This window comes from Acinetobacter indicus CIP 110367, assembly GCF_000488255.1.
Taxonomy (GTDB): Bacteria; Pseudomonadota; Gammaproteobacteria; order Pseudomonadales; family Moraxellaceae; genus Acinetobacter; species Acinetobacter indicus.
Map to the genome: position 1 here is coordinate 845,188 of NZ_KI530745.1, position 23,198 is coordinate 868,385.

Below are 23,198 nucleotides of genomic sequence, written 5' to 3' on the forward strand. Positions count from 1 at the left end.
ATCAAATTTTATTGAATCTGCTGCAGCGCCTGCGGGAATAAAAACTGGGTCAGTTGACGCGTGGCCCATAAACCAGTGGGATTATGATGCTGATGCGGCGCCAAGTAAGGCAATAGCAGATTGATTTTTTCTTCCGCGCTACGCGCCAGTTTTAATTGCTGCTGCAAGGCCTGCTGTTCGCTTGAATTGAAATAATCGACAATATAATCATCGGCCTGCTGCACCGGGGTTACTGCCTTAAACGGCGCACGGCGTTCGGTATAGGCTTGGGCAATCCAGTCATAAATAATCTGCTGTTCAGCGACTGAAAACACCCCAAACATTTTACCTTCTTCATTGTGAATCAGCTGCCAGAAGCGGCTTTCACTCGGATGCTGGCCGCGTTTAATCCACTGTTTATCCTGTAACATCTGAAGGAACTCAACCACTTTCTGGTCATTGCTGAGCCATTCATTCACCGATGCCTGGGCAAAGCGGCAACGGTTATTATGAATCAACTTGCCGACCACAGCTTTTTTCTTGAAAATCTTTTCAATCAGCGGGGTTAAATCACTGTTTTTAATAATTTCCGTAGAGCCTAGGCCAACATCATTCAGGGCATAGCCACGTTTCAGTTTTTCAATAAACTCTGTTTTATTGGCGGCCTGACTATAGGCATATTCCAGCGCAGCGACTGAACGATGCGCGTGACCATTGTCCAGGTTATCAATGGTAATGTGCACATTAAAATACTGATGATCCAGCCCCAGCTCGGCCAGTTCATAATTACTGATCAGCAAATGCAGCGGCAACTGTTCATAGCCTAAATTAAAACCAATCACTTCCGGCAGATATTGCTGCGGTGCATAGGCCAGCGCCAGTTGTACCACGGGCTGATAATAGTATTCATCTTCCAGTCCTTCGACCAGATCTTGCAGATTCAGACTGCTGAGCAATTGCTGATACATCGACACGTGATTGGCTTTGGCTGAACCGAGGCCCAGCTCTTCCAGATAAATCATGATCAGATGCTGAAAATTCGGATCAGACCAATGTTTTAAGGTGCTATACAGCCAGGAACCATCGACATATTTTACTGGCGCGACTTTCACCAGAAAGTCATAGGCTGCTGCTACATGCTGAAAGTATTCACGCTGACCACCAGCCTGACGCCGGCTTAAATACTGCTGATAGCGTTCACAATTCTGCATATTCTGCTGAAAAAGCCAGTCTTTGATCTGGACTGGCTCATCGGGTAAAGGAATAGATGGGGGATCTATCTGGTGAAGCTCGCGCTGTAAAAGCTGGGCCGAAAGCTTTTCTTTTTCTGGTGCTGGCGTGCTTTCATCCAGAAAGAAATGAAACAGCTCCCGATAGCTTTTTTGTCGTTCGAGTTTTAAGGGGCGATAACTGTTCTGAGAGACAACTGACATCTTGTTATTTTCCATTATTTTTCACTCAAACCAGCTTAGGAGATTCGCCAAAATCACCATAGTTCAGTTTTGTTAAACCACGTTAACTTGCCAGCTGCTCAAAAATAAAGCTCATAGATATCATAAACTTATAAAGATAATTCAGTTACATAATCGGCAAGACCGGGCGTTTTTTCTGTAAAAATAGCTCATGCTCCTGTAGCGCTGTTGCACTCAAGTTTGAGTCTTGAGTAAAAAATGCAGCAGTTATGCAAAATAAAAAAGACCAAAAGACATCTTATCTTCTGGTCTTATAAAAGCTGGCTAAAATCTGCTGTTACTGGAATTTGGCTTTCAGCTGGGCCAGACAGGTACGAATCAGGTGACCGCCCTGCCCGATTTTGTCCTGCCAGTGATTTGGCACCGAACACTTGGCCAGACGCACCCAGACACTGGAAAACTGCTGGATAAAATTGGCTTCATTATAATGAATACCATATTCTGCACACAGCGCTTTAATTTTTGGCGCTACTTCGGCATAACGGTTGGCCGGCATATCCGGAAATAAATGGTGCTCAATCTGATGGCTTAAATTTCCACTTAAAATATGCAGCCACTGGGTGCCACTAAAATTACTCGAACCGCGAATCTGGCGGATATACCATTCAGCCCGGCTTTCATTTTCGGTGTTGTCGGCTTCAAAATTTTCCGCATCTTCAGTGAAATGGCCGTTAAAGATCACCGCGGATGCCCACAGGCTGCGAATCACATTGGCGACAGCATTGCCGGCAAAAACCGGAATGGCATTTGGCCCGGCAAGCAGCGGGAAAAAGACATAATCTTTGACCACCTGACGGCGCATTTTCTTTCTTAAACCGGCCGCTTCATCCCAGACCTGTTTCCAGGTTTTGGTTTTATAAACCAGTACATCTTCTAAATGCAGACGTTGCAGCCCCACATACCATTCAAAAAATACCATCAGCTGAATGGCCAGCGGAATATTCATCAAAAAACGCGGTTCCCATTTTTGTGCTTCGCTAACCCGTAGCAAGCCATAGCCGACATCGTGGTCTTTGTCGACAATATTAGTATAGGTGTGATGAATATAGTTATGGGTATATTTCCAGTCGTCTCCGGTGGCAATGGTGTCCCAGTCATAACTGGCACCGTTCAGGGTCGGATCATTCATCCAGTCAAACTGGCCATGCATGACGTTATGACCCAGCTCCATATTTTCAACAATTTTGGATAATCCGAGTAAACCAGTCCCCAATAACCATACTGGCGGAATCCAGCCGCCAAACATCAGCATCCCACGTGAGGCAATTTCACTATAGCGGACAAAATTACGGATTTTATAAATATACTGGGCATCTTTTTCCCCCAGATCGTCCATGACTTCACGGCGGATGACTTCCACTTTGGCACCAAATTCCTGAATCTGAGCCTCGGTTAAATATTTTGACTTGCTGTTCGGATGTAACGCGGCAGGCATATTCATGTGATGTTCCCTCCAGATTATAAGTTAATCACGACAGGACTGATTGCCTGCGTCACGCAAAGTTTGATTTGGGTATTATGGTTATGGTCAATTTCACCGGTCAGCAGATTACGCACGCTGCCGCTGACTTTGGTACAGGAACAGGTATTGCAGATTCCCATGCGACAGCCATGGGCCGGTCTTAACCCGGCGGCTTCGGCACTGTCCAGCAAATTGCTGTTGGCCTGAAAATCCTGCTGCGAGCGCAAGAACTGCACCGGCTGCGCCTCCAGAGTTTCATCTGCGGTCATTTGAAAATACTCGGAATGAAACTGCTCGCTTAAATCCAGCTGCTGACAAATCTGCTGGGCGGCCTGCATCATCGAGGCTGAACCACAAGCATAAATATGTCGCTCACCCAGTTGCTCGACCGTGTTTTGCAGTAAGGCCAAAGACAAATGCTGACGCTGTTCTACGGTATTAAAATGATGATATTTAAAATGCGGATACATCAGCGCCAGGGTTTTAATTTCGGCATGGAAGGCATCATCCCGGGTGAAATACAGCAGGTCTATCGGCTGGGTCGAGCTGACCACGGCTTTTTGTAATAAGGAATAAATGGCGGTAATCCCACTGCCCGATGCAATAAAACATAAAGATGGAACTTGTGCCGGCAGCACAAAATTGCCCTGCGGCTGGGACAGCTCCACCACAGCCCCTGCCGGTAACCGGGTCAAGGCATTGGACATTTTGCCTTGCCGTTTGATGGCCAGAATCACATCGCCGTTATCGAGCAAAGTGACAATGGAATAGCTGCGCTGCTGGCGGACCCCATTCATCGCCAGCGTGATCAGAATACTTTGTCCGGCCTGAAAACGCTGTGCCTGAAAATTCTGGTTGGGACGTAAATGAATTTTATAAAAGTCTGGACTTAATGCCTGAATTTCAACAACGTAGGCTTTGACTTTTTTCAATGCCCAGACTGGATTTATTTTTTCTGCAATAAAATCAATAAAATCTTCTCGAATCCACTCGGGTTTATACTCTACAGAAGTGCTCATAGCGGCCTCATGATTTTTTCAGTGAACGGATGTTCTTTTTTTAATGTTCATGCCCACTATATAGATTCATGATCTCGATTCCATGTGAATGCAGGACAAAACTTGTCTTTTCCTTATGTTTTAGCTGGTTTTGTCTGACAAGATTCTGCACTTTTTCGGTCCCAACTTCGATGGGAGAAGTTTTATTGTTCTGATTTGCTTTTGTGCAGGCGCAGGATTTTTCATGAAAATGTCGTATGCTTTTGTCAGACTTGGTGAAAATGCCTGATATTTTTGCTGTAATTGCCCCCACATTAGACTTAAGTCCAAAAAAAGTCTAAAACCAAAAAAGCCAGAAGTGTCCTTCTGGCTTTTTTAATCTATAGCGTGTAATTAGAAGTTATAGATGGCCACCATATTAATACGGTTATCTTCACCTTTATTACTGCCATTCGTTGCTGCTTCTAAAGCTGTACGTTCACCATAGACATATTCCAGACCTAAGCTAACCGGCTTGATCGGACTATAAAACACGTTGGCCCATGCCTGCCATAAGTCTTTGTTGGCTCTAGTTGCATTAGACTGTGTCTCTGTTGCCGGTGTTGAAGCAATCAAGGCATTTTTATAGTTCTGATCATTATCAAAGCTCATATAGCCATAACCCACTGTGCCGCGCAGTTTTTCATTAAACTTCTGGGTCAGACCGACCGTAATCGAATCAAACTCGCTTTGCTCCAGACCGTTTGCACCCTGGATGGTGCCGGTATTGGCAAAAGACACAAAGCTGCTATCACCCTTCACATGGTAGTAGTCCGCTTTTAAAGTCGTGCTTGGGGTCACATCATATTTAGCGCCCAAGCCCACACCCCACGCCATTTCTTCATCAGAATTGATGCGTTTTTCATGGCCCATGGCACGTGCGCTCACGCTCATGTTATCGGCGAACTGATGATTTAAGCGCACAGTTAAAGCCGGTAAACGCTGGGTGATGCTGTTATCTTTTGGGTCTTCAGCAGCCACCACCAGATTGGTTTGCGGGCTGAATTTCGCGGTATAACGCACTTGCGGGGTACGTTTAACTGCGCCACCGGCATAGGCCAAAGCATCGACTGTTTCCGGCATATAATCCGGTACCGCAAAGTTAGACCAGGTTTGACCAATTAACCAGTTACTATAATTTAAGTAAGCATGACGAATACGTAAGTTATCAAAATTTGAACCGCCCAAGAAGTCGACTTCAATTTTACCTTTTACGTCTTGATCACCCACAGGGCTTTTGAAATCCAAACCTAAACGTGTAGCAGAAAGCGTTGATCTTAAACGATCACTACTTTCATTATTGCCTTCTAACGCTACGGCATTAATATGGTTATATGGCAAATCTCGGCTACTGCCCTCAACCTGATAAGAACCATCCATACGGACGTTTCCATACAGGTTAAATTCAGCATTACCCAGCGTCATACCCAAGCCGCGCTTTTCAGTGCTGGCTTTTTGTGCAACAGGTGGTTGTACCGCAGTATTGGCAAGTTGGTTTAAATTCGCTTGAACCGTTTGATTTTGTTGAGCATATTGATGAACAAGTGCTTTCAGTTGTTGCACTTCCTGACGAAGCTGCTCAACTTCCTGGCTGCTTTGCGCATTGGCCATTACACTCATTGTTAAACCGACAGCAATTACTAAAGGTTTGATCATCATTGTTTTCATGGGCACACTTATCCTGTGACTATCCGTTTTTGTCGTTCCTGACAAAGTTTCATTGTTTTAAAGTTTGGCTAGCCTGAAGAACTCAAGCTAGCGGTTTGCTCAGAGATTAATGTGCAGAGCTTTTGACTGCTTTGACATTGCTGTTGGCGAAGCTTTCCTGCTTGGCTTTGGCACCATCTACCGAGACTTTCAGATTTACCATAAAGATCGCTACGGCTGCAATTAGACCAGGGATGGCAATCATCATGAAATTCATCTGGTGTGGCAGGTTTAAAGTCAGCAGTGCACCAGTCAGCACAGGCCCGACAATCGCGCCGATCCGGCCAATTCCAGAGGCCCAACCCATACCGGTTGAACGTACTGTAGTCGGGTAAAACTGTGCGACGAAAGTATATAGTAAAATTTGTGATCCAATGGTGGCTGCACCGGCAATGGCAATTAAGGTATACAGCACTGGCTGTGGACTGTTAAAGCCAAGCAGGATTAGCGCAATTGCCCCCACGGTGAACATAATGGTCAATACCGGTTTCAGATGGAAACGATCTGACAAGGCACCGCCACCAATTGCACCGACCATACCGCCAATATTCAGCGCGAACAGGAACAGCATACTTGCACCGAGTGAATAACCGGCCTGAATCATCAGTTTTGGTAACCAGCTGCCCAATGCATAGACCATTAACAGACACATGAAGAACGCAACCCAGAACATTAAGGTACTGAAGGTACGACCTTGCTGGAACAGTGCACGTAATGGGGCTTCATCACCGGCCATCACTTCATTCAGCACAAACTGGGTATTTGGCGCAATATTCTGTTCTGGAGCAATTTTCTGTACAAAGGTGCGGACCTGTTCTGTTTCACCTTTTTTGGTGAGGAACATCAGGGATTCTGGCAAGAATTTCCACAGCAGCGGTAACAGCAATAATGGTGTACCGGCTAGGTAGAACATGATTTTCCAGCCATAATCTGCCACCAGCCATGCACCTAACAAGGCAGAGGTCATCCCGCCAATGGCATAGCCACTGAACATCACGGCAACCAGAGTACTCCGAATCCGTTTTGGCGCGTATTCAGTCATTAATGCCACCACGTTTGGCATCACACCGCCAATACCTAAACCGGCAAGGAAACGTAAAATACCAAACTCAATCGGGTTACTGGCAAAAGCGCCCAGGAAGGTAAAGCCACTGAAAATGGCCACACAGATCATAATGGTCTTTTTTCGGCCCAGTTTATCGGAGAGCGTTCCGAAACTCATGGCACCGAACATCATCCCGAACAGCGCGGTACTGGCCAATAGCCCTGCCTCTACCGCACCAAGTGACCATTCCTGCATCAATAGTGGTAAAGCCACCCCGTAAATAACCAGGTCATAGCCGTCGAAGATAATAATTAATAAACACCATAAAAGTACGCCCCAGTGAAATGGCGTAAATTTCGCGTTATCAACCACCGTATTGATGTTTACTGAATCTGTTGTATTCACGATAAGCCTCCTGCTTGTGAAACCTTCCAAATTTTTGTAAACAATGACCCAATGCGTTATTTTTGTCCAAAACCGATTGCATATATATTCATACCTAAAAAGTTAGGCGAAAAAATTAGTTTTATAAACAATTGTTTATGTTTTAAACAATCTATCTTTATGTAAGAAATATAAATTAAAGTTTATTTTTAAGCTGTGAAACATAAAAAAAGGTCTGAACAAAAGCGCGCCGTTCAGACCTGTTGCAACTTTATCTATATAAAGGATGGAAAGAGCTAAACTTCAACGCCCTTAAATTACAGTACGATCATATTTAATCGCTTCCAGATCATAGACCTGATAAATACTGTCAAACAGTGAGCGGATATCTTCGCTTTCATCCATACTGCGAATCGCCAGGAAAATCGGGCTTTTAGCAGCATCATCGAGTAAAGGAATATAGTTCAAATGCGGCAACTGTATGGTACGCGCGCTTTCCGGGACTATACACATACCTTCGCCGGCAGCTACCAGCCCCAAAGCCAGCTGAATTTCACGCACTTCTTTTAAACTGCGCGGCTCCAGACTGTATTCGGAAAACAGGCCGCGCACTTGGGTCGAAAAATTCGGTTTGGGATGGTTTGGATAGAGAAAAATATTTTCTTCGACAATATCTGAAAGGTATATACCCTGCCGCTTTGTTGCAAATAGATGACTGTCATGCACCGCCACCATGAGCGGTTCTTCACGCAATAAAATACGTCGAATGGCCGGGTCGGAAATGCGTAAACGGCCAAATCCGACATCTATACGACCTTCTTTTAATGCCTGAATCTGGTTGGTGGTGGTCATTTCAACCAGTTCTATCTTTAAATTAGGATGTTGTTGGCGGAATAAATAGACTATTCTGGGGAGTAAACCATAAAGTAAAGAGCCCACAAAACCAATGGTCACGGTTTTCTCGACCATTCCCACCCGCTTGGTCATGGTTTTGATCTCTTCCGCATTAGACAAAAGTTTTACGGCATGCTGATAGAAAAATTGGCCTGCCGGAGTGGTCTGTAATGGGCGGCTACCGCGCTCAAATAGCTGAATTCCAAGCTCACTTTCCAGATTTTGGATCTGACGGCTTAAAGGTGGTTGCGCAATAAACAGTTTTTCAGCTGCTTTGGTAAAACTCTGTTCTTCTACCACAGCAACAAAGTATCTGAGATGTCTAAGTTCCATACCCTTTCCATACCTTTAGAATATAATAAAATGCCAAAATGATCTTCGACAGTGCGTTTCTATTCTTTTAAGGTATATCACATCAGATACACAACGCAAGATTGCGAAGAGTAAAGTGATGTATAAATCCATTGAAACCATGCTTGTCGAGATTCCGACCATTCGTCCACACAAAATGGCGGTGGCGACAATGCAGACGCAAACCCTGGTATTGGTAAAGATCTCCACAGACGATGGTTTTGTGGGCTGGGGCGAAGCAACCACAATTGGTGGATTAGGCTACGGTGAAGAAAGCCCAGAAAGCGTAAAAACCAATATTGATACTTACTTCGCACCTTTACTAAAAACATTGGCTGGTTTGAACTTTGCACAAACCATGCGCGCCCTGAAAAAGAATATTAACGGCAACCGTTTTGCCAAATGTGCCATCCAGACTGCTTTACTGGACATTCAGGCACAGCGCCTCGGTTTACCACTGAGTGAAATTCTTGGTGGCCGTTTACGTGACAGCGTTCCTGTGCTTTGGGTATTGGCTTCAGGCAATACTGAAAAAGACATCGCTGAAGCGCAGAAGATGATTGAAATCAAACGTCACAATGTGTTCAAGCTGAAAATCGGTTCTCGTCCGGTTGAAGAAGATGTTGAACACGTGCTGGCAATCAAAAAAGCATTAGGCAAAGACGTTTCTATTCGTGTTGACGTCAACCGTGCCTGGTCAGAGCTTGAAGCCATTAAAGGTATTCAGCTGCTGCAAGATGGCGGTGTTGACCTGATTGAACAGCCATGCGGCATTGAAAACCTCGATGCGATGCGTCGCCTCACCCGCCGTTTCGATATTGCCATTATGGCAGACGAATCGTTAATGGGTCCAAACAGCGCTTACCAGATTGCCCGTAACAATGGCGCATCAGTTTTTGCAGTTAAAGTGGCGCAGTCCGGCGGCCTGATTGAAGGATGTGAGGTTGGCAAAATTGCCAAGCTGGCCAATATCGACCTATACGGCGGCACCATGCTGGAAGGCCCGGTAGGAACCATTGCTTCAGCGCATGTGTTCTCGACTTTTGAAAGCCTGGCTTACGGCACCGAACTGTTTGGTCCATTGCTACTGACGGAAGAAATTTTAAAAACACCATTGCAATATCAAAACTTTGAATTGGTGTTACCAACCACTGCCGGTTTAGGTATTGAACTGGATGAAGACAAGCTTGACCGCTTACGTCGTCAATAAAGGAGCTAGACATGCTTTTCCACGTACGCATGGATGTCAATATTCCACTCGATATGCCAGCTGAACGCGCTAATGAAATTAAAGCCGTTGAAAAGGCATATTCGCAGGAATTACAGCGCCAAGGTAAATGGCGTCATATCTGGCGCATTACAGGCCAGTATTCAAACATCAGTATTTTTGATGTTGAGAGCAACGAAGAACTGCACAACCTGCTGCAAGGTCTGCCGTTGTATCCATACATGAATATTGAAGTGATGGCGCTTAACCGCCACCCATCTTCTGTCCGTGATGATGACACCTGATTCACAGTTCATATCGGTATTTTAAGAATTTAAAGCCGCTATCGGGGTAGCGACTTTAGAAATCCAAAGGGTAAATAAACAAGGATTGTGGCCAGCCAGATCAGCCAGCCAAACAAGCATTCAGGCAGCCACGACAACTATATACATACATTCAAGGAGTAATTGTATGGATCGTCAAACAATTGAAAACGTAGTTAAGGCTTGTAACGTCGACACTGCAGAGGGTCCGGTAAATCCACGCGTTCAACAGGTTGTGGTACGTCTTGTAACTGATCTTTTCCAAGCGATTGAAGACCTGGATTTAAGCCAGTCTGAAGTATGGAAAGGTATTGAAACCATTATTGACATCGCCAAAGCAGATGAATTTGCATTAATGGGTTCTGCAGTTGGTCTGGAACACTTCCTTGATCTTCGTGCTGACGAAGCAGATGCCAAAGCAGGCCTGACTGGCGGTACGCCACGTACAATTGAAGGTCCTTTATATGTTGCAGGCGCACCTGAATCAGTAGGTTTTGCACGTATGGACGACGGTTCTGAAGAAGGTCAAATCGCAACATTAATCATTGAAGGTCAAGTGACTGACACTGATGGCAACATCCTGCCAGGCGCGAAGGTAGAAATGTGGCACGCCAACAGCCATGGTAACTACTCTTTCTTTGACAAGTCGCAATCACACTTCAACCTGCGTCGCAGCATTTTAGCAGACGACCAAGGTAACTACGTTGCACAAACTACCATGCCTGTAGGTTATGGCCTGAACCCAGAAGGTCCTTTACAAGGCGTATTGAACCAGATCGCGCGTCACGGTCAACGTCCTGCACACGTGCACTACTTCGTCTCTGCACCGGGTCACCGTAAATTGACAACTCAATTCAACATTGAGGGTGACAAATACTTATGGGACGACTTCGCATTCGGTACACGTGAAGGTCTGGTAGCCGTTGCTGAAGATGTGACTGATGAAGCTGAAATCGCGCGTCGTGGCTTGAAAGGTCCGTTCAAATACATCCGTTTTGATGTAGTTCTTCAGAAAGATAAAGAAGGTGCTCCTTCTACTGAAGTTGAACGCCGCCGCGCAAGCGCTTAATCATACAGGGAACCGAAATGTCTACTCCCAGACATTTCGGTGACTTACCCAAATTTGGAAAGTCGGAGAACGGACATGCCTCGTATTCCAGTAATTAACACCAGCCATTTAGATCGTATTGACGAATTACTTGTTGAAAACTATGAAACAGGTGAATTCAAGCTACATCGTTCAGTATTTACAGACCAGGCCATTTTTGACCTTGAAATGAAATATATTTTCGAGGGAAACTGGGTGTACTTGGCACATGAAAGCCAAATTCCAAATAACAACGATTATTACACCACTCACATGGGCCGCCAGCCGATCATCATTGCACGTAACCGTAACGGTGAACTGAATGCCATGATCAATGCCTGTTCACACCGTGGTGCGCAGCTTTGCCGTTACAAACGCGGTAATAAAGCGACTTATACCTGCCCTTTCCACGGCTGGACATTTAACAACTCAGGCAAACTTTTAAAAGTAAAAGATCCGGCAGATGCAGGCTATTCAGACTGCTTCAACCAAGACGGTTCACACGACCTGAAAAAAGTTGCCCGTTTTGAAAACTACAAAGGTTTCTTGTTCGGTAGCTTAAACCCGGATGTTCCACCACTAGAAGAATATCTTGGCGAAGCCACCAAAATTATTGACATGATCGTGGGTCAGTCTGACCAGGGTCTGGAAGTATTACGCGGCTCATCAACCTATACCTATGAAGGTAACTGGAAGCTGACTGCTGAAAACGGTGCCGATGGTTACCACGTGTCTGCAGTACACTGGAACTATGCCGCAACCACTCAACAACGTAAAGAAAAGCAAGGTGGCGACAACATTCGTGCCATGAGCGCGGGTGCCTGGGGTAAACAAGGCGGCGGTTCATACGGTTTCGAAAATGGTCACATGCTGCTTTGGACACAATGGGCCAACCCGGAAGACCGTCCAAACTTTGCCAAAAAAGATGAATATACCGAGAAATTCGGTGCGCCAATGGCGAAATGGATGATCGAGCGTTCTCGTAACCTGTGTATCTATCCAAACGTCTACTTCATGGACCAGTTCGGTTCACAGATTCGTGTACTTCGTCCATTGTCTCCAACCAAAACTGAAGTGACCATTTACTGTATCGCTCCTGTCGGTGAAGACGCTGATGCACGTGCACGTCGTATCCGTCAGTATGAAGACTTCTTCAACGCTTCAGGTATGGCAACTCCAGATGACCTGGAAGAGTTCCGTGCATGTCAAGCGGGTTATGCCGGTATTGCCCTGGAATGGAACGACATGAGCCGTGGTGCCAAACACTGGATCCAAGGTCCGGATGATGCGGCTAACGAAATTGGTTTAAAACCAAAACTTTCAGGCATTAAAACTGAAGATGAAGGTTTATACCTTGCTCAACACGAATTCTGGCTCAAACTTATGAAAAAAGCGATTGCTGACGAGAAAGAGCTTGCTGCAACTGAAGGAGAAAACGCATGAGCGCGATTACTTTAGAAAATATTGCTCAATTCCTCTACCGTGAAGCACGTTTTTTAGACGATGAGCAATGGGACGACTGGTTACAGTGCTATGCGCCAAATGCAGAATTCTGGATGCCAGCCTGGGATGACGATGACAAACTGACTGAAGATCCACAGTCTGAAATTTCACTGATCTACTACCCGGACCGTCAAGGCCTTGAAGACCGTGTGTTCCGTATTAAAACTGAACGTTCTTCTGCCACCATGCCGGATACCCGTACCAGCCACAACATCAGCAATATTGAAGTGGTTGAGCAAAACGGTGATTTAGTCACAGTGCGTTTTAACTGGAACACTTTAAGTTTCCGTTACAAAACCAACTACAGCTACTTCGGCATGTCACGTTATGTGATCGATTTCTCTGGCGAAGAACCAAAAATCGTGAACAAGTATGTGGTTCTGAAGAACGACTACATCAACCAAGTAATTGATATTTACCATCTGTAAGCCCTGCTGTTTTAGCTTACTGATGTGGCCTTCAGCCAAACGGAAACTTGGCTGAAGGTTGAAAATGTTTCAAAGATTTTTATAGGATTCCAGCCATGTCAAACCACAATGTTGCACTTCAATTTGAAGACGGTGTTACTCGTTTCATTACAGTTGCACAAGGTGAAACTCTATCCGATGCAGCTTACCGTCAAAAGATCAATATCCCTCTGGATTGCCGTGACGGTGCATGTGGTACCTGTCGAGCGTTTTGTGAATCAGGTACGTATGACATGCCTGAAGAAACCTATATTGAAGATGCATTAACACCTGAAGAAGCAGAAGAAGGTTATATCCTTGCCTGCCAATGCCGCCCGACTTCAGATGCGGTGTTCCAGATTCAGGCATCTTCAGATGTATGTAAAACTGAAATTCACGCGTTCGAAGGTACTTTATCTCGCGTTGAGAACCTGTCTGACTCAACCATTACCTTTGATATCCAGCTTGACGAAGGTCAGCCTGATATCCACTTCCTGGCCGGTCAATATGTCAATGTCGGTATTCCAGGAACAGCTGAAACCCGTTCTTATTCATTCAGCTCTAAACCGGGCAACCGTTTAACCGGTTTCGTAGTACGTAACGTACCAAACGGCAAAATGAGCGAATTCTTGAGCAAAAATGCCAAAGCTGGCGATAAAATGACCTTTACCGGTCCATTTGGTAGCTTCTACTTACGTAACGTGGTGCGTCCGGTACTGATGCTTGCGGGTGGTACAGGTATTGCCCCGTTCATGTCAATGCTGCAAGTACTGGAAGAAAAAGGTTCAGATCAGCCAGTGCGTCTTGTGTTTGGTGTGACCAATGACTTTGACCTGGTTGCGCTGGAAAAACTGAACGAACTGCAAGCCAAATTCCCATGGTTCGAATACCGCACTGTTGTGGCAAACCCGGAATCTGCACATGAGCGTAAAGGCTATGTGACTGGTCATATTGACAACGAATGGCTCAATGGCGGCGATGTTGATGTGTATCTGTGTGGTCCAGTACCAATGGTTGAAGCGGTACGCGGCTGGTTAGATGGCGAAGGTGTAAAACCGGCCAACTTCCTGTTCGAAAAATTCTCTGCTAACTAAAAATCGAGTAATCCCGCAATGTCTGATCGTCAAAGATTTTTAAATAAAGTGGTGATTGTGACTGGTGCTGCCCAAGGCATCGGTCGCGGGGTTGCCCTACAAGTGGCAGCCGAAGGCGCCCAGGTGGTCATGGCCGACCGTTCTGAATATGTCGCAGAAGTGCTGGCAGAGATTCAGGCCGCCGGTGGTGATGCGGTCACCATTAATGCTGACCTGGAAACCTATGCTGGCGCGCAGTCAGTGGTTGCCAAAGCCATCGACACTTACGGCCGCGTTGATATTTTAATCAACAACGTCGGCGGTGCCATCTGGATGAAACCTTTCCAGGAATTTTCTGAAGAAGAAATTATCAAGGAAGTGAACCGTTCACTGTTCCCAACCATGTGGTGCTGCCGCGCAGTATTGCCGGAAATGCTGAAAAATCAGAAAGGCACCATTGTAAACGTTTCATCTATTGCCACCTGTGGTATTAACCGTATTCCTTACTCTGCCTCTAAAGGCGGCGTCAATGCCCTGACCAAATCGCTGGCTTTTGCACATGCGAAAGATGGTATTCGTGTTAATGCCGTGGCAACTGGTGGAACTGAAGCACCACCACGTAAAGTGCCACGTAACACTGCCCCATTGTCTGAACAAGAACAGGCATGGATGCAGGAAGTGGTTGATCAGACCATTGATCGTACCTTCCTTGGCCGTTACGGCACCATTCAAGAACAAGTCAATGCTATTTTATTCCTGGCATCTGACGATGCGTCATATGTGACAGGCACAGTTGTTCCTGTCGGCGGTGGTGATCAGGGTTAACCTGATCATCTTTTTTGTACAGGATCATTGCCAGACTTGCACGGAGGCAAACAATGAGTCACCTGTTAGATACCTTAAGAAAAGACTGGTCCTTATCAGCCACAGTTGCAGGATTTTTAGCTGTACTGATTTCCTATGCCGGTCCTTTAATCATCTTCTTCCAGGCAGCCCAACAGGCTCAAGTGTCCAATGCCATGATGATTTCATGGATTTGGGGCATTTCTATTGGCGCAGCCGTTGCCGGTATCTTCCTTTCAATTAAATTCAAAGTTCCGGTGGTCACCGCCTGGTCGGCACCCGGAACGGCCTTGCTGGTCACCCTCTTTCCTGATATTTCCCTGAACGAAGCCGTTGCAGCCTACATCACCTCAGCCGTGGTGATTTTCATTATTGGGATTACCGGTTATTTCGACAAATTGCTGGCCTTAATTCCGCAAGCGGTTGCAGCAGGCATGATGGCCGGCATTTTGTGCCAGTTTGGCTTTGGTCTGTTTACCGCCAGTAACAACATGCCGTTTATTGTATTTGGCATGTTGCTGGCGTTCTTACTGGCCAAACGTTTTAGTCCGCGCTATGCCATGCTGTATGTGCTATTGACTGGAATTGGCCTGAGCCTGTTGCTCGGCACCATGAATCCGGTCGAAATGAGTTTTAGCCTGGCAGTGCCGCAGTTTATTGCGCCGGAATGGACCTGGAACTCGACCCTTAACCTGGCCTTACCGCTGATTTTAGTCAGCCTGTCTGGTCAGTTTCTACCGGGGATGGCCATTTTAAAGCTCAGTGGCTACGACACGCCGGCTAAACCCATTATTACCACCACCAGTATCGCTTCGCTGGCGGTGGCGTGTGTTGGCGGGATCACTATTGTCCTGGCCTCAATTACCGCCGCGCTGTGCATGGGCAAAGACGCGCATGAACTGAAAGAAAAGCGCTATATCGCCGGGATTGCCAACGGCCTGTTCTACATTTTAGGCGGTTTATTTGCCGGCAGCATTGTGATGCTGTTTAGCCTGCTCCCGAAAGAATTGGTGGCAGCATTGGCCGGTCTGGCACTTCTAGGAGCCATTGGCATCAATTTAAATGCCGCCATGCATCAGGAAAACCAGCGTGACGCAGCACTTATTACCTTCCTGGCAACTGCATCGGGTATGCAGTTTTTAGGTCTCAGCTCAGTTTTTTGGGGAATTTGTCTGGGTATTCTGGCTCATGTCATTTTAAGCAGAACCGGTTTATCAGGACTGACCTCACCTTCAAGCCCAAGCAAAAGCACGGGTCAATGAAGTTTGTTTGACTAGGAAACAACTATGATTGATAAAAGCTCAGCATCTTTAAAAGATGTGCTCTCTCAAATTAAAGATGGTTCAACCATCATGATTGGTGGTTTCGGTACTGCAGGTCAGCCTGCTGAACTGATTGATGGCCTGATTGAACTGGGCATCAAGGATTTGGTCATCGTCAATAACAATGCCGGTAATGGCGACTACGGTTTGGCCAAATTACTCAAAGCAGGCGCTGTACGTAAAATCATCTGCTCGTTCCCTCGTCAGTCTGACTCTTATATTTTTGATGAACTGTATCGTGCTGGCAAAATCGAGCTGGAACTGGTGCCGCAAGGTAACCTGGCTTGCCGTATTCAGGCTGCAGGTATGGGTTTAGGCCCAATCTACACCCCAACTGGCTTTGGTACTTTACTGGCTGAAGGTAAACCGACCTTAAATTACGAAGGCAAAGAATTCGTTCTGGAAAACCCGATTAAAGCCGATTTTGCTTTAATTAAAGCCTACAAAGGCGACCGTTGGGGCAACCTGGTGTACCGTAAATCTGCTCGTAACTTTGGCCCGATTATGGCCATGGCGGCAGATGTCACCATTGCACAGGTCGCTGAAGTGGTTGAACTGGGTGAGCTTGATCCTGAGCACATCATCACTCCGGGTATTTTTGTACAGCATGTGGTGTCAGTTGCTGCCAAACAGCCTGAACAATCAGCATAAATACGTGAAGGAGAACACGATGAGCTATACCAAATTAACACGTGACCAGATTGCTGAACGCGTTGCCCAAGACATTCCAGATGGTGCCTATGTCAACCTCGGGATTGGCCTGCCAACCAAAATTTCAAACTACCTGCCTGCAGATAAAGATGTATTCCTGCATTCTGAAAACGGTTTATTGGCCTTTGGTCCAAAACCTGCGCCAGGTGAAGAAGATCCGGAACTGATCAATGCCGGTAAAGAATATGTAACCATGCTAACCGGTGGCTGTTTCTTCCATCATGGAGATTCTTTCGCGATGATGCGTGGCGGTCACTTGGACATCGCCGTATTGGGTGCCTTCCAGATTGCAGAAAATGGTGACCTGGCCAACTGGCATACTGGTGCCCCAGATGCAATTCCTGCAGTAGGTGGTGCAATGGACCTTGCAGTTGGTGCCAAGAAAGTCTTTATCACTACCGATCACGTGACTAAAAAAGGCGAGCCGAAAATTGTAGCGGAGCTGAGCTATCCAGCAACTGGCCTGAAATGTGTAGATCGTATTTATACCGACCTGTGCGTGATTGATGTGACTGCTGAAGGCATGAAAGTGATTGAGAAAGTTGACGGTCTGTCATTTGAAGAGCTGCAATCCCTGACCGGTGCGAAGCTGATTGATGCGACACAGGGTTAAGTAATCCCTCCCAACCTCCCTGAGCGAGTTTTAAAGCACGGCTTTAAAAACTCAGCGCAAGCAAGGGAGGAAAAGTCCCTCTTTTCTAAAGGGGGATTTAGGGGGATTAAAAAAGAATTTAGGAAACAGAAAAAATGAAAAACGCATATATCATTGATGCTATTCGCACCCCATTCGGTCGCTACGCAGGTGGACTTGCTCCTGTACGTGCAGATGACCTGGGTGCCATTCCCATTCAGGCGCTGATGGAGCGTAACCCAAGTGTTAACTGGGAAAAAGTAGATGACGTGATTTACGGCTGTGCCAACCAGGCCGGTGAAGACAACCGTAACGTCGGCCGTATGTCTGCGCTATTGGCGGGTGTGCCGCATCAGGTGCCTGCAACAACCTTAAACCGTTTATGCGGCTCATCACTGGATGCGGTTGCCATGGCAGCGCGTACCATTAAAGCTGGTGAAGCACATCTGATTGTGGCGGGTGGTGTAGAAAGCATGTCACGTGCACCATTTGTGATGGGTAAATCTGAATCTGCCTATGGCCGTAGCCAGAAAATTGAAGACACCACCATGGGCTGGCGCTTCATTAACCCGAAACTGAAAGAAATGTATGGTGTTGAAACCATGCCACAAACTGCAGAAAACGTGGCAGAACAGTTCAACATTAACCGTGAAGATCAGGACAAGTTTGCGTTTGAAAGCCAGCAACGTACTGCTGCTGCCCAAGCCAAAGGTTTCTTTAAAAATGAAATCGTACCTGTGGTCATTCCACAGCGTAAAGGCGAACCAGTTGTGGTCGATACCGATGAGCATCCACGTGCATCAACCACGTTAGAAGGTCTGGCGAAACTCAAACCTGTGGTCAAAGCCGATGGTACTGTGACTGCCGGGAATGCCTCAGGTATTAACGATGGTGCAGCAGCATTATTAATTGCCTCTGATGAAGCGGTAGCGGAATACGGTTTAAAACCACGTGCCAAAATTATTGGTGCAACAGTAGTCGGTGTAGAACCACGCATTATGGGCTTTGGTCCAGCGCCAGCCATTAAAAAACTGTTGGCCCAAACCGGTCTGACGTTAGAGCAGATGGATGTGATTGAGCTAAACGAAGCTTTTGCTGCTCAAGCACTGGCGTGTACCCGCGACCTTGGTCTGGAAGATGGAGCTGCGAAAGTAAACCCGAATGGCGGTGCCATTTCACTGGGTCATCCACTCGGTGCATCAGGTGCGCGTCTGGTCACCACGGCCCTGAACCAGCTGGAAGCCACTGGCGGCAAATATGGCCTGTGCTCAATGTGTATTGGTGTCGGTCAAGGCATCGCTTTGATTATTGAACGCGTTTAAAGATACGATAACAAATTAAATTTCCCCTCCCTTTTTTAAAGGGAGGTCGGGAGGGATTCAATGCCAACATTTACATCTCAAGATGCTGAAATTAATTACCAAACCTTTGGTGATGCGACAAAACCTGCGCTGGTATTTTCTAACTCGCTAGGTACCAACTTTAAAATGTGGCAACCGCAAATTGACCACTTCCAGCAGGACTTTTTTGTCATTTGCTATGACACCCGTGGTCACGGCGCATCTTCTGCTCCACAAGGTCCATATACGCTTGACCAGCTCGGCCAAGACGTGGTGAATCTGCTCGATCATTTAAATATTGAAAAAGCAGCCTTCTGTGGTATTTCGATGGGTGGTTTGACCGGTCAGTGGCTGGCAATTAACAAGCCTGAACGTTTTAGCCATGTTGTGGTCTGTAATACGGCCGCTAAAATTGGTCAGGAACAGGCCTGGAATGAGCGTGCCACACTGGTCCGTGAACAAGGTTTGGCCCCTATTGCATCAACGGCGGCCGGTCGTTGGTTTACCGAACCCTTTATCCAAAGTAACGCAGCAACTGTAGCGACTCTTTCAAACGACCTGGGAGCTGGCAGCCCTGAGGGTTATGCAAGCTGCTGCGAAGCTTTGGCTAAAGCGGATGTACGTGAACAGTTAAAAGACATTCAGGTACCGGTATTCATTGTTGCTGGTCAGCAAGACCCGGTAACAACTGTAGCCGATGGTGAATTTATGCAACAACGCATTGCCAATGCTGAACTGTTTGAAATTAATGCTTCGCATATTTCCAATATTGAACAGCCAAAAGCCTTTAATCAGGCGGTGCAGGCGTTTATTCAACGCTAAACCCAGCTCGGTTGAAAGCATTTAAAAAAAGATAATCTCCGGATTATCTTTTTTTGTTTTTAGGCAATTTTTAAAAAGATTGATGATTCTACTGAGATGCCCTGCCCATCTACTTCAACTTTAAGCCCAGATCACCAGCATCGCGGCAATCACCACCAGTACTAAGCCCAGATGATCGGTTCGGGCCAGTTTTTCCTTAAAGAAAAAGGCAGAAATCAGCAAGCTAAATAGAATTTCAATCTGTCCCAAAGTTTTGACCAAGGCCACAGTCTGCATACTCATGGCACTAAACCAGCCAAGGGAGGCCAGAAAACTGCAAATACTCACCTTAAAGGTCAGTCCCAGCCGCTGCCACATGGCCTGTAAGGTATGCGGGCTAAACAGCCCCAAATACAACAACATGCTGATACATTGCAGCCCGATCACAAAACATAATACCCAGCCGGTACGATGTGAAAAGGGTAAATTCTCCAGTTCCAGACTCGCTTCACGCACCAGCAGTGAGGTAATGGCAAAACTGAGACCACTGCCCACCCCAATCGCCAACGTGCTGACAGAAAGCTTGGTATGGGCCGGCCCTTTACTAAGTAAAAAGACCGCCACGCCACCTAACACAACACCCACCCAGCCCAGCGGACTTAAATATTCGCCCAGTAGTGCCACGCCAATTAAGGCCGCCAGAATCGCCTCGCTTTTGGCCAGTCCAACACCAATGGCATAGTTTTTCTGCTTAAACAGCTGCACCATGAGAATGGTGGCCAGAATCTGGCTAAAAGCTGCCACGGCAATATACAGCCAGAATTTCCCGCTAAAGCTAACTGGCTTTGCGACAGGCTGCTGCAGATATAAAAAACTCAAATAACCGACCGCAAACGGTAAGGCAAAAATAAAGCGTGCCAGGGTGACGCCGTAAACATCAACCGTCATGCTGAGCTGTTTTTGAAAGGCATTGCGCCAGGCCTGCATAAATGCAGCCATCAGGGTAAAAAGAATCCAGGTACTGGCCATACGAGTATGAAAAATATGATCGGGAATAAGGTTTAATCTACTCCTTTCATGGCACAGATTCGACCATTTTTCATCCATTTACCGTGGCTTTGCTGAATAAATCTTCAATTCTGTCAATTTGCGGCTTTTATGTTCCCTTTAACCCGGAATGCGATGACTGCAAGGCACATGCTTGTGGTTTGCATCTACATGGTTTTTTGACTCAAAATGAGGCTAAGCGACTGATCGCATCAGGCAACTTTGTAAATTTGCTACAATTTTATAGCGGGTTTCAAATACCCTCCTGACTCAATCTATGTTTAGATAAATGGATGTATCCTGCAGGCTGAGGATCAAGAATGAAGTATTTTGAATGTGCGGTATGCCATCAGCAGATTTTTTTTGGTGCCTCATTTTGTGAATATTGCAAGGCGCCCATTGGCTTTGTCGCCTCCGAAAAAGATATGGGCACCTTTCGTAAGGATAGCGAAAATGAATGGGTCAGCCTGAATGAAAGCTATCGTAATCAGAAATTTAAGCCCTGTTTTAATTATAGTCACTATCAGGTCTGCAACTGGATGATTCCTGTCGATGATGAAAATATCTATTGCGAGTCCTGCCAGCTTACCCACACCATCCCCAATTTAGATGAACCGGAAAATATCCAGTACTGGCGTTATCTGGAACAGGCCAAACGGCGGTTTTTATATCTGGCGCAGCGCATGAATATTATGCCGCGGCCAAAACGTTCTGAAGATGACCGCTATGGCCTGCGCTATGAATTTCTAATGCCCATGGAAGGCCAACCGGTGCTGACCGGCCACGCCAATGGTCTAATTACCCTCAATGCCATTGAAGCCGATGTGGTCTATCGGGAAACCACGCGCGTAACCATGGGAGAAAACTACCGCACCCTGCTCGGCCATTTTCGCCATGAAAGCGGCCATTATTATTTTGATGTGATGCAAAACCGCCATCCGGAACTGGTCGATGAATTCCGCTACTATTTTGGTGATGAACGTCAGGATTATGGCATGGCGCTCAAACGCCATTATGAACAAGGCCCACCCTCCGACTGGCAGGACAGCTATATCAGCACCTATGCCACCACCCATCCCTGGGAAGACTGGGCTGAAACCTGGGCGCATTATCTGCACATGATGGATACTTTGGAAACCGCCTATTTTGCCGGAATCCGGGTGCAAGGCAACGGCCGTACCCTGGCCAATCTGTACTTTACCGAATGCCCGATTGGCGGCAAGGATATTGAACATATTCTAGAAAACTGGATTGCCCTGACCTTTAATCTGAATGCGCTGAATCGTAGTATCGGGCTGGATGATGCCTATCCGTTTAAACTGACCGAGCCGGTAAAAGACAAGCTGCGTTTTATTCACCGGCATGTGCTGGATAAAGCCTTTAAATCCAGTCAGGCCAGTCATCCTGCTTAAGATCGCTTTCAATTCAATGAGATTTGCTACACGATATAGCGTTTACTTAGGCCCCATTCGGCCAGAATCCGGCGGTATAAGGCCGATGCGCGATCTGCTTCAAAATGGGCTTCCATGCTTAAATCCAGCGGCAGTTCTTCCGGTTTCTGACTTTCTACCATATCCTGATCTTCGGCAAAAATCTGCGCATTAAAATCGTAAACTGCTTGCAGGTCGCCGGTGGTATCAAAATTCCGGGTTAAAGGCACAAATAACTGGGTCTGATTGGCCGATACCGGACAGCAGGCATTTAAGATTTTCAAGATGCCATTATTCGGAAAATAAATGGTCAAGGTCGCTGCAAAGGGTGGATAAACATCAAATTCACGCGTCCATAAAAAGCCTTCAGGTGCTAAATGCTGCATGCCATGCGGATAATTGCTGACATTAGAAATATAGATACTTTTCAGGCCATAGTCGGTACGTTCAGTATGATATTTCGGCACCACCGGATTGTCCCGATCAGCAAAGGCCTGATGATGTACCCAGGCAAAATGTGCAACATCAATAAAGCCTTCTAACTGACGGCCGCTAGAACCGGCAATATCCACACTGGGCGGTAAAATCGACTGATGATCAGCATCTTCCCAGGTATCCAGCACCGGAAAATTTGCCGCCTGTTCATCCCGCTCGAACAGGCTGGTCCAGACCAAGCCATATTTCAGCACCACCGGAAACGTGGTCAGGCTAAAACGCTCCGAAATCTGGGCCAGGTCGGGCTGGGCCGGAATTTTGGTGCATTTACCGGCACGGTTATAGTGCAGCCCATGGTAAGGACAGACAATTTCATCGCCCTCTACCCAGCCTTTGCTTAAAGGCACACCGCGATGTGGGCAAATATCCCGCACCAGCTGAATATCACCGCTTTCCGTCCGGTACAGTGCCATCTTCACATCCAGTAAAGTCACCTGTTGTGGCTGGCTGCTGACATCCTGAATTCGTGCCACCGGATACCAATGCTGCGCCAGAATATGCCAGTCACTGGCATCAAAGCGGCTGTCATGGGGTTGGTCAAACAGGTTGATTACAGGAATCGCATTCATAGGCTGACTCACTTTTAAGCTATACAGGGTCAAGAACAA

Annotated in this window: 21 protein-coding genes; 13 read left to right on the top strand and 8 right to left on the bottom strand. The window is 46.5% G+C overall.

Features of this window, described 5'->3' with window-relative positions; translation table 11 throughout:
* Window positions 1-8: 8 nt before the first annotated feature.
* The 6 genes from P253_RS04105 to P253_RS04135 all read right to left on the bottom strand — a co-directional run bounded on the left by P253_RS04105 (window position 9) and on the right by P253_RS04135 (window position 8,313).
* Window positions 9-1,412, bottom strand: a complete 1,404-nt coding sequence (locus tag P253_RS04105; protein ID WP_035363023.1) for an iron-containing redox enzyme family protein — start codon at window positions 1,410-1,412, stop codon at window positions 9-11.
* A 316-nt stretch (window positions 1,413-1,728) separates the two neighbouring features.
* Complete coding sequence (locus tag P253_RS04110; protein ID WP_016658122.1) at window positions 1,729-2,892, bottom strand: fatty acid desaturase family protein; 1,164 nt, start codon at window positions 2,890-2,892, stop codon at window positions 1,729-1,731.
* Window positions 2,893-2,909: 17 nt separating this feature from the next.
* Window positions 2,910-3,932, bottom strand: a complete 1,023-nt coding sequence (locus P253_RS04115) for a ferredoxin reductase (RefSeq protein ID WP_016658121.1) — start codon at window positions 3,930-3,932, stop codon at window positions 2,910-2,912.
* Between the two features lie 372 nt (window positions 3,933-4,304).
* Window positions 4,305-5,618 (bottom strand): DcaP family trimeric outer membrane transporter, encoded by a 1,314-nt coding sequence (locus tag P253_RS04125; RefSeq protein WP_016658120.1) that lies wholly within the window; start codon window positions 5,616-5,618, stop codon window positions 4,305-4,307.
* Between the two features lie 106 nt (window positions 5,619-5,724).
* Window positions 5,725-7,107 carry an aromatic acid/H+ symport family MFS transporter gene (locus P253_RS04130; RefSeq protein ID WP_005178072.1) on the bottom strand — a complete coding sequence of 461 codons (1,383 nt, stop codon included), beginning with the start codon at window positions 7,105-7,107 and terminating at the stop codon, window positions 5,725-5,727.
* A gap of 291 nt (window positions 7,108-7,398) precedes the next feature.
* Window positions 7,399-8,313 carry a LysR family transcriptional regulator gene (locus P253_RS04135; protein WP_005178075.1) on the bottom strand — a complete coding sequence of 305 codons (915 nt, stop codon included), beginning with the start codon at window positions 8,311-8,313 and terminating at the stop codon, window positions 7,399-7,401.
* 118 nt (window positions 8,314-8,431) lie between these two features.
* Between P253_RS04135 and P253_RS04140 the strand changes: the two genes are divergently transcribed.
* From P253_RS04140 to pcaD, 12 genes are all read left to right on the top strand, one after another.
* Window positions 8,432-9,541 carry a muconate/chloromuconate family cycloisomerase gene (locus P253_RS04140; protein WP_016658119.1) on the top strand — a complete coding sequence of 370 codons (1,110 nt, stop codon included), beginning with the start codon at window positions 8,432-8,434 and terminating at the stop codon, window positions 9,539-9,541.
* An 11-nt stretch (window positions 9,542-9,552) separates the two neighbouring features.
* Window positions 9,553-9,843 (top strand): muconolactone Delta-isomerase, encoded by a 291-nt coding sequence (catC, locus tag P253_RS04145; RefSeq protein WP_005178078.1) that lies wholly within the window; start codon window positions 9,553-9,555, stop codon window positions 9,841-9,843.
* A gap of 166 nt (window positions 9,844-10,009) precedes the next feature.
* Window positions 10,010-10,930: a catechol 1,2-dioxygenase gene (gene catA, locus P253_RS04150; protein WP_016658118.1), complete on the top strand. Its 921-nt coding sequence runs from the start codon at window positions 10,010-10,012 to the stop codon at window positions 10,928-10,930.
* A 75-nt stretch (window positions 10,931-11,005) separates the two neighbouring features.
* Window positions 11,006-12,391, top strand: a complete 1,386-nt coding sequence (gene benA / locus P253_RS04155; protein ID WP_005178080.1) for a benzoate 1,2-dioxygenase large subunit — start codon at window positions 11,006-11,008, stop codon at window positions 12,389-12,391.
* Window positions 12,388-12,879, top strand: a complete 492-nt coding sequence (benB, locus tag P253_RS04160; RefSeq protein WP_005178081.1) for a benzoate 1,2-dioxygenase small subunit — start codon at window positions 12,388-12,390, stop codon at window positions 12,877-12,879. The genes benA and benB overlap by 4 nt, the downstream gene beginning before the upstream one ends.
* A gap of 95 nt (window positions 12,880-12,974) precedes the next feature.
* Complete coding sequence (gene benC / locus P253_RS04165; protein ID WP_005178083.1) at window positions 12,975-13,991, top strand: benzoate 1,2-dioxygenase electron transfer component BenC; 1,017 nt, start codon at window positions 12,975-12,977, stop codon at window positions 13,989-13,991.
* 18 nt (window positions 13,992-14,009) lie between these two features.
* A complete protein-coding gene (gene benD / locus P253_RS04170; RefSeq protein ID WP_005178084.1) occupies window positions 14,010-14,795 on the top strand; it encodes a benzoate diol dehydrogenase BenD in 786 nt (261 codons plus the stop codon).
* 53 nt (window positions 14,796-14,848) lie between these two features.
* A complete protein-coding gene (gene benE / locus P253_RS04175; RefSeq protein WP_016658117.1) occupies window positions 14,849-16,075 on the top strand; it encodes a benzoate/H(+) symporter BenE in 1,227 nt (408 codons plus the stop codon).
* Window positions 16,076-16,099: 24 nt separating this feature from the next.
* Complete coding sequence (locus tag P253_RS04180; RefSeq protein WP_016658116.1) at window positions 16,100-16,786, top strand: 3-oxoacid CoA-transferase subunit A; 687 nt, start codon at window positions 16,100-16,102, stop codon at window positions 16,784-16,786.
* Between the two features lie 19 nt (window positions 16,787-16,805).
* Window positions 16,806-17,459 (top strand): 3-oxoacid CoA-transferase subunit B, encoded by a 654-nt coding sequence (locus tag P253_RS04185; RefSeq protein WP_016658115.1) that lies wholly within the window; start codon window positions 16,806-16,808, stop codon window positions 17,457-17,459.
* A gap of 134 nt (window positions 17,460-17,593) precedes the next feature.
* Entirely contained in the window at window positions 17,594-18,799 is a 1,206-nt protein-coding gene (gene pcaF / locus P253_RS04190; protein ID WP_016658114.1) for a 3-oxoadipyl-CoA thiolase, read from the top strand.
* Window positions 18,800-18,859: 60 nt separating this feature from the next.
* Window positions 18,860-19,639 carry a 3-oxoadipate enol-lactonase gene (gene pcaD, locus P253_RS04195; protein WP_016658113.1) on the top strand — a complete coding sequence of 260 codons (780 nt, stop codon included), beginning with the start codon at window positions 18,860-18,862 and terminating at the stop codon, window positions 19,637-19,639.
* Between the two features lie 120 nt (window positions 19,640-19,759).
* On the opposite strand, the gene P253_RS04200 is transcribed toward pcaD, so the two are convergent.
* Entirely contained in the window at window positions 19,760-20,647 is an 888-nt protein-coding gene (locus P253_RS04200) for a DMT family transporter (protein ID WP_035363030.1), read from the bottom strand.
* A 338-nt stretch (window positions 20,648-20,985) separates the two neighbouring features.
* Here P253_RS04200 and P253_RS04205 point away from each other — a divergent pair, with 338 nt between their 5' ends.
* The gene (locus tag P253_RS04205) at window positions 20,986-22,077 is read left to right on the top strand and encodes a zinc-binding metallopeptidase family protein (RefSeq protein ID WP_016658111.1); all 1,092 of its coding nucleotides are present in this window, start codon (window positions 20,986-20,988) and stop codon (window positions 22,075-22,077) included.
* Between the two features lie 26 nt (window positions 22,078-22,103).
* On the opposite strand, the gene P253_RS04210 is transcribed toward P253_RS04205, so the two are convergent.
* Complete coding sequence (locus P253_RS04210) at window positions 22,104-23,159, bottom strand: aromatic ring-hydroxylating oxygenase subunit alpha (protein WP_016658110.1); 1,056 nt, start codon at window positions 23,157-23,159, stop codon at window positions 22,104-22,106.
* Window positions 23,160-23,198: the final 39 nt, after the last annotated feature.

What these genes read in the sequence shown, in the direction of transcription:
- P253_RS04105 (WP_035363023.1), bottom strand. Translation starts at nt 1,412, where the DNA reads ATGTCAGTTGTCTCTCAGAACAGTTATCGCCCCTTAAAACTCGAACGA.
- P253_RS04110 (WP_016658122.1), bottom strand. Translation starts at nt 2,892, where the DNA reads ATGAATATGCCTGCCGCGTTACATCCGAACAGCAAGTCAAAATATTTA.
- P253_RS04115 (WP_016658121.1), bottom strand. Translation starts at nt 3,932, where the DNA reads ATGAGCACTTCTGTAGAGTATAAACCCGAGTGGATTCGAGAAGATTTT.
- P253_RS04125 (WP_016658120.1), bottom strand. Translation starts at nt 5,618, where the DNA reads ATGAAAACAATGATGATCAAACCTTTAGTAATTGCTGTCGGTTTAACA.
- P253_RS04135 (WP_005178075.1), bottom strand. Translation starts at nt 8,313, where the DNA reads ATGGAACTTAGACATCTCAGATACTTTGTTGCTGTGGTAGAAGAACAG.
- P253_RS04140 (WP_016658119.1), top strand. Translation starts at nt 8,432, where the DNA reads ATGTATAAATCCATTGAAACCATGCTTGTCGAGATTCCGACCATTCGT.
- catC (WP_005178078.1), top strand. Translation starts at nt 9,553, where the DNA reads ATGCTTTTCCACGTACGCATGGATGTCAATATTCCACTCGATATGCCA.
- catA (WP_016658118.1), top strand. Translation starts at nt 10,010, where the DNA reads ATGGATCGTCAAACAATTGAAAACGTAGTTAAGGCTTGTAACGTCGAC.
- benA (WP_005178080.1), top strand. Translation starts at nt 11,006, where the DNA reads ATGCCTCGTATTCCAGTAATTAACACCAGCCATTTAGATCGTATTGAC.
- benB (WP_005178081.1), top strand. Translation starts at nt 12,388, where the DNA reads ATGAGCGCGATTACTTTAGAAAATATTGCTCAATTCCTCTACCGTGAA.
- benC (WP_005178083.1), top strand. Translation starts at nt 12,975, where the DNA reads ATGTCAAACCACAATGTTGCACTTCAATTTGAAGACGGTGTTACTCGT.
- benD (WP_005178084.1), top strand. Translation starts at nt 14,010, where the DNA reads ATGTCTGATCGTCAAAGATTTTTAAATAAAGTGGTGATTGTGACTGGT.
- benE (WP_016658117.1), top strand. Translation starts at nt 14,849, where the DNA reads ATGAGTCACCTGTTAGATACCTTAAGAAAAGACTGGTCCTTATCAGCC.
- P253_RS04180 (WP_016658116.1), top strand. Translation starts at nt 16,100, where the DNA reads ATGATTGATAAAAGCTCAGCATCTTTAAAAGATGTGCTCTCTCAAATT.
- P253_RS04185 (WP_016658115.1), top strand. Translation starts at nt 16,806, where the DNA reads ATGAGCTATACCAAATTAACACGTGACCAGATTGCTGAACGCGTTGCC.
- pcaF (WP_016658114.1), top strand. Translation starts at nt 17,594, where the DNA reads ATGAAAAACGCATATATCATTGATGCTATTCGCACCCCATTCGGTCGC.
- pcaD (WP_016658113.1), top strand. Translation starts at nt 18,860, where the DNA reads ATGCCAACATTTACATCTCAAGATGCTGAAATTAATTACCAAACCTTT.
- P253_RS04200 (WP_035363030.1), bottom strand. Translation starts at nt 20,647, where the DNA reads ATGGCCAGTACCTGGATTCTTTTTACCCTGATGGCTGCATTTATGCAG.
- P253_RS04205 (WP_016658111.1), top strand. Translation starts at nt 20,986, where the DNA reads ATGAAGTATTTTGAATGTGCGGTATGCCATCAGCAGATTTTTTTTGGT.
- P253_RS04210 (WP_016658110.1), bottom strand. Translation starts at nt 23,159, where the DNA reads ATGAATGCGATTCCTGTAATCAACCTGTTTGACCAACCCCATGACAGC.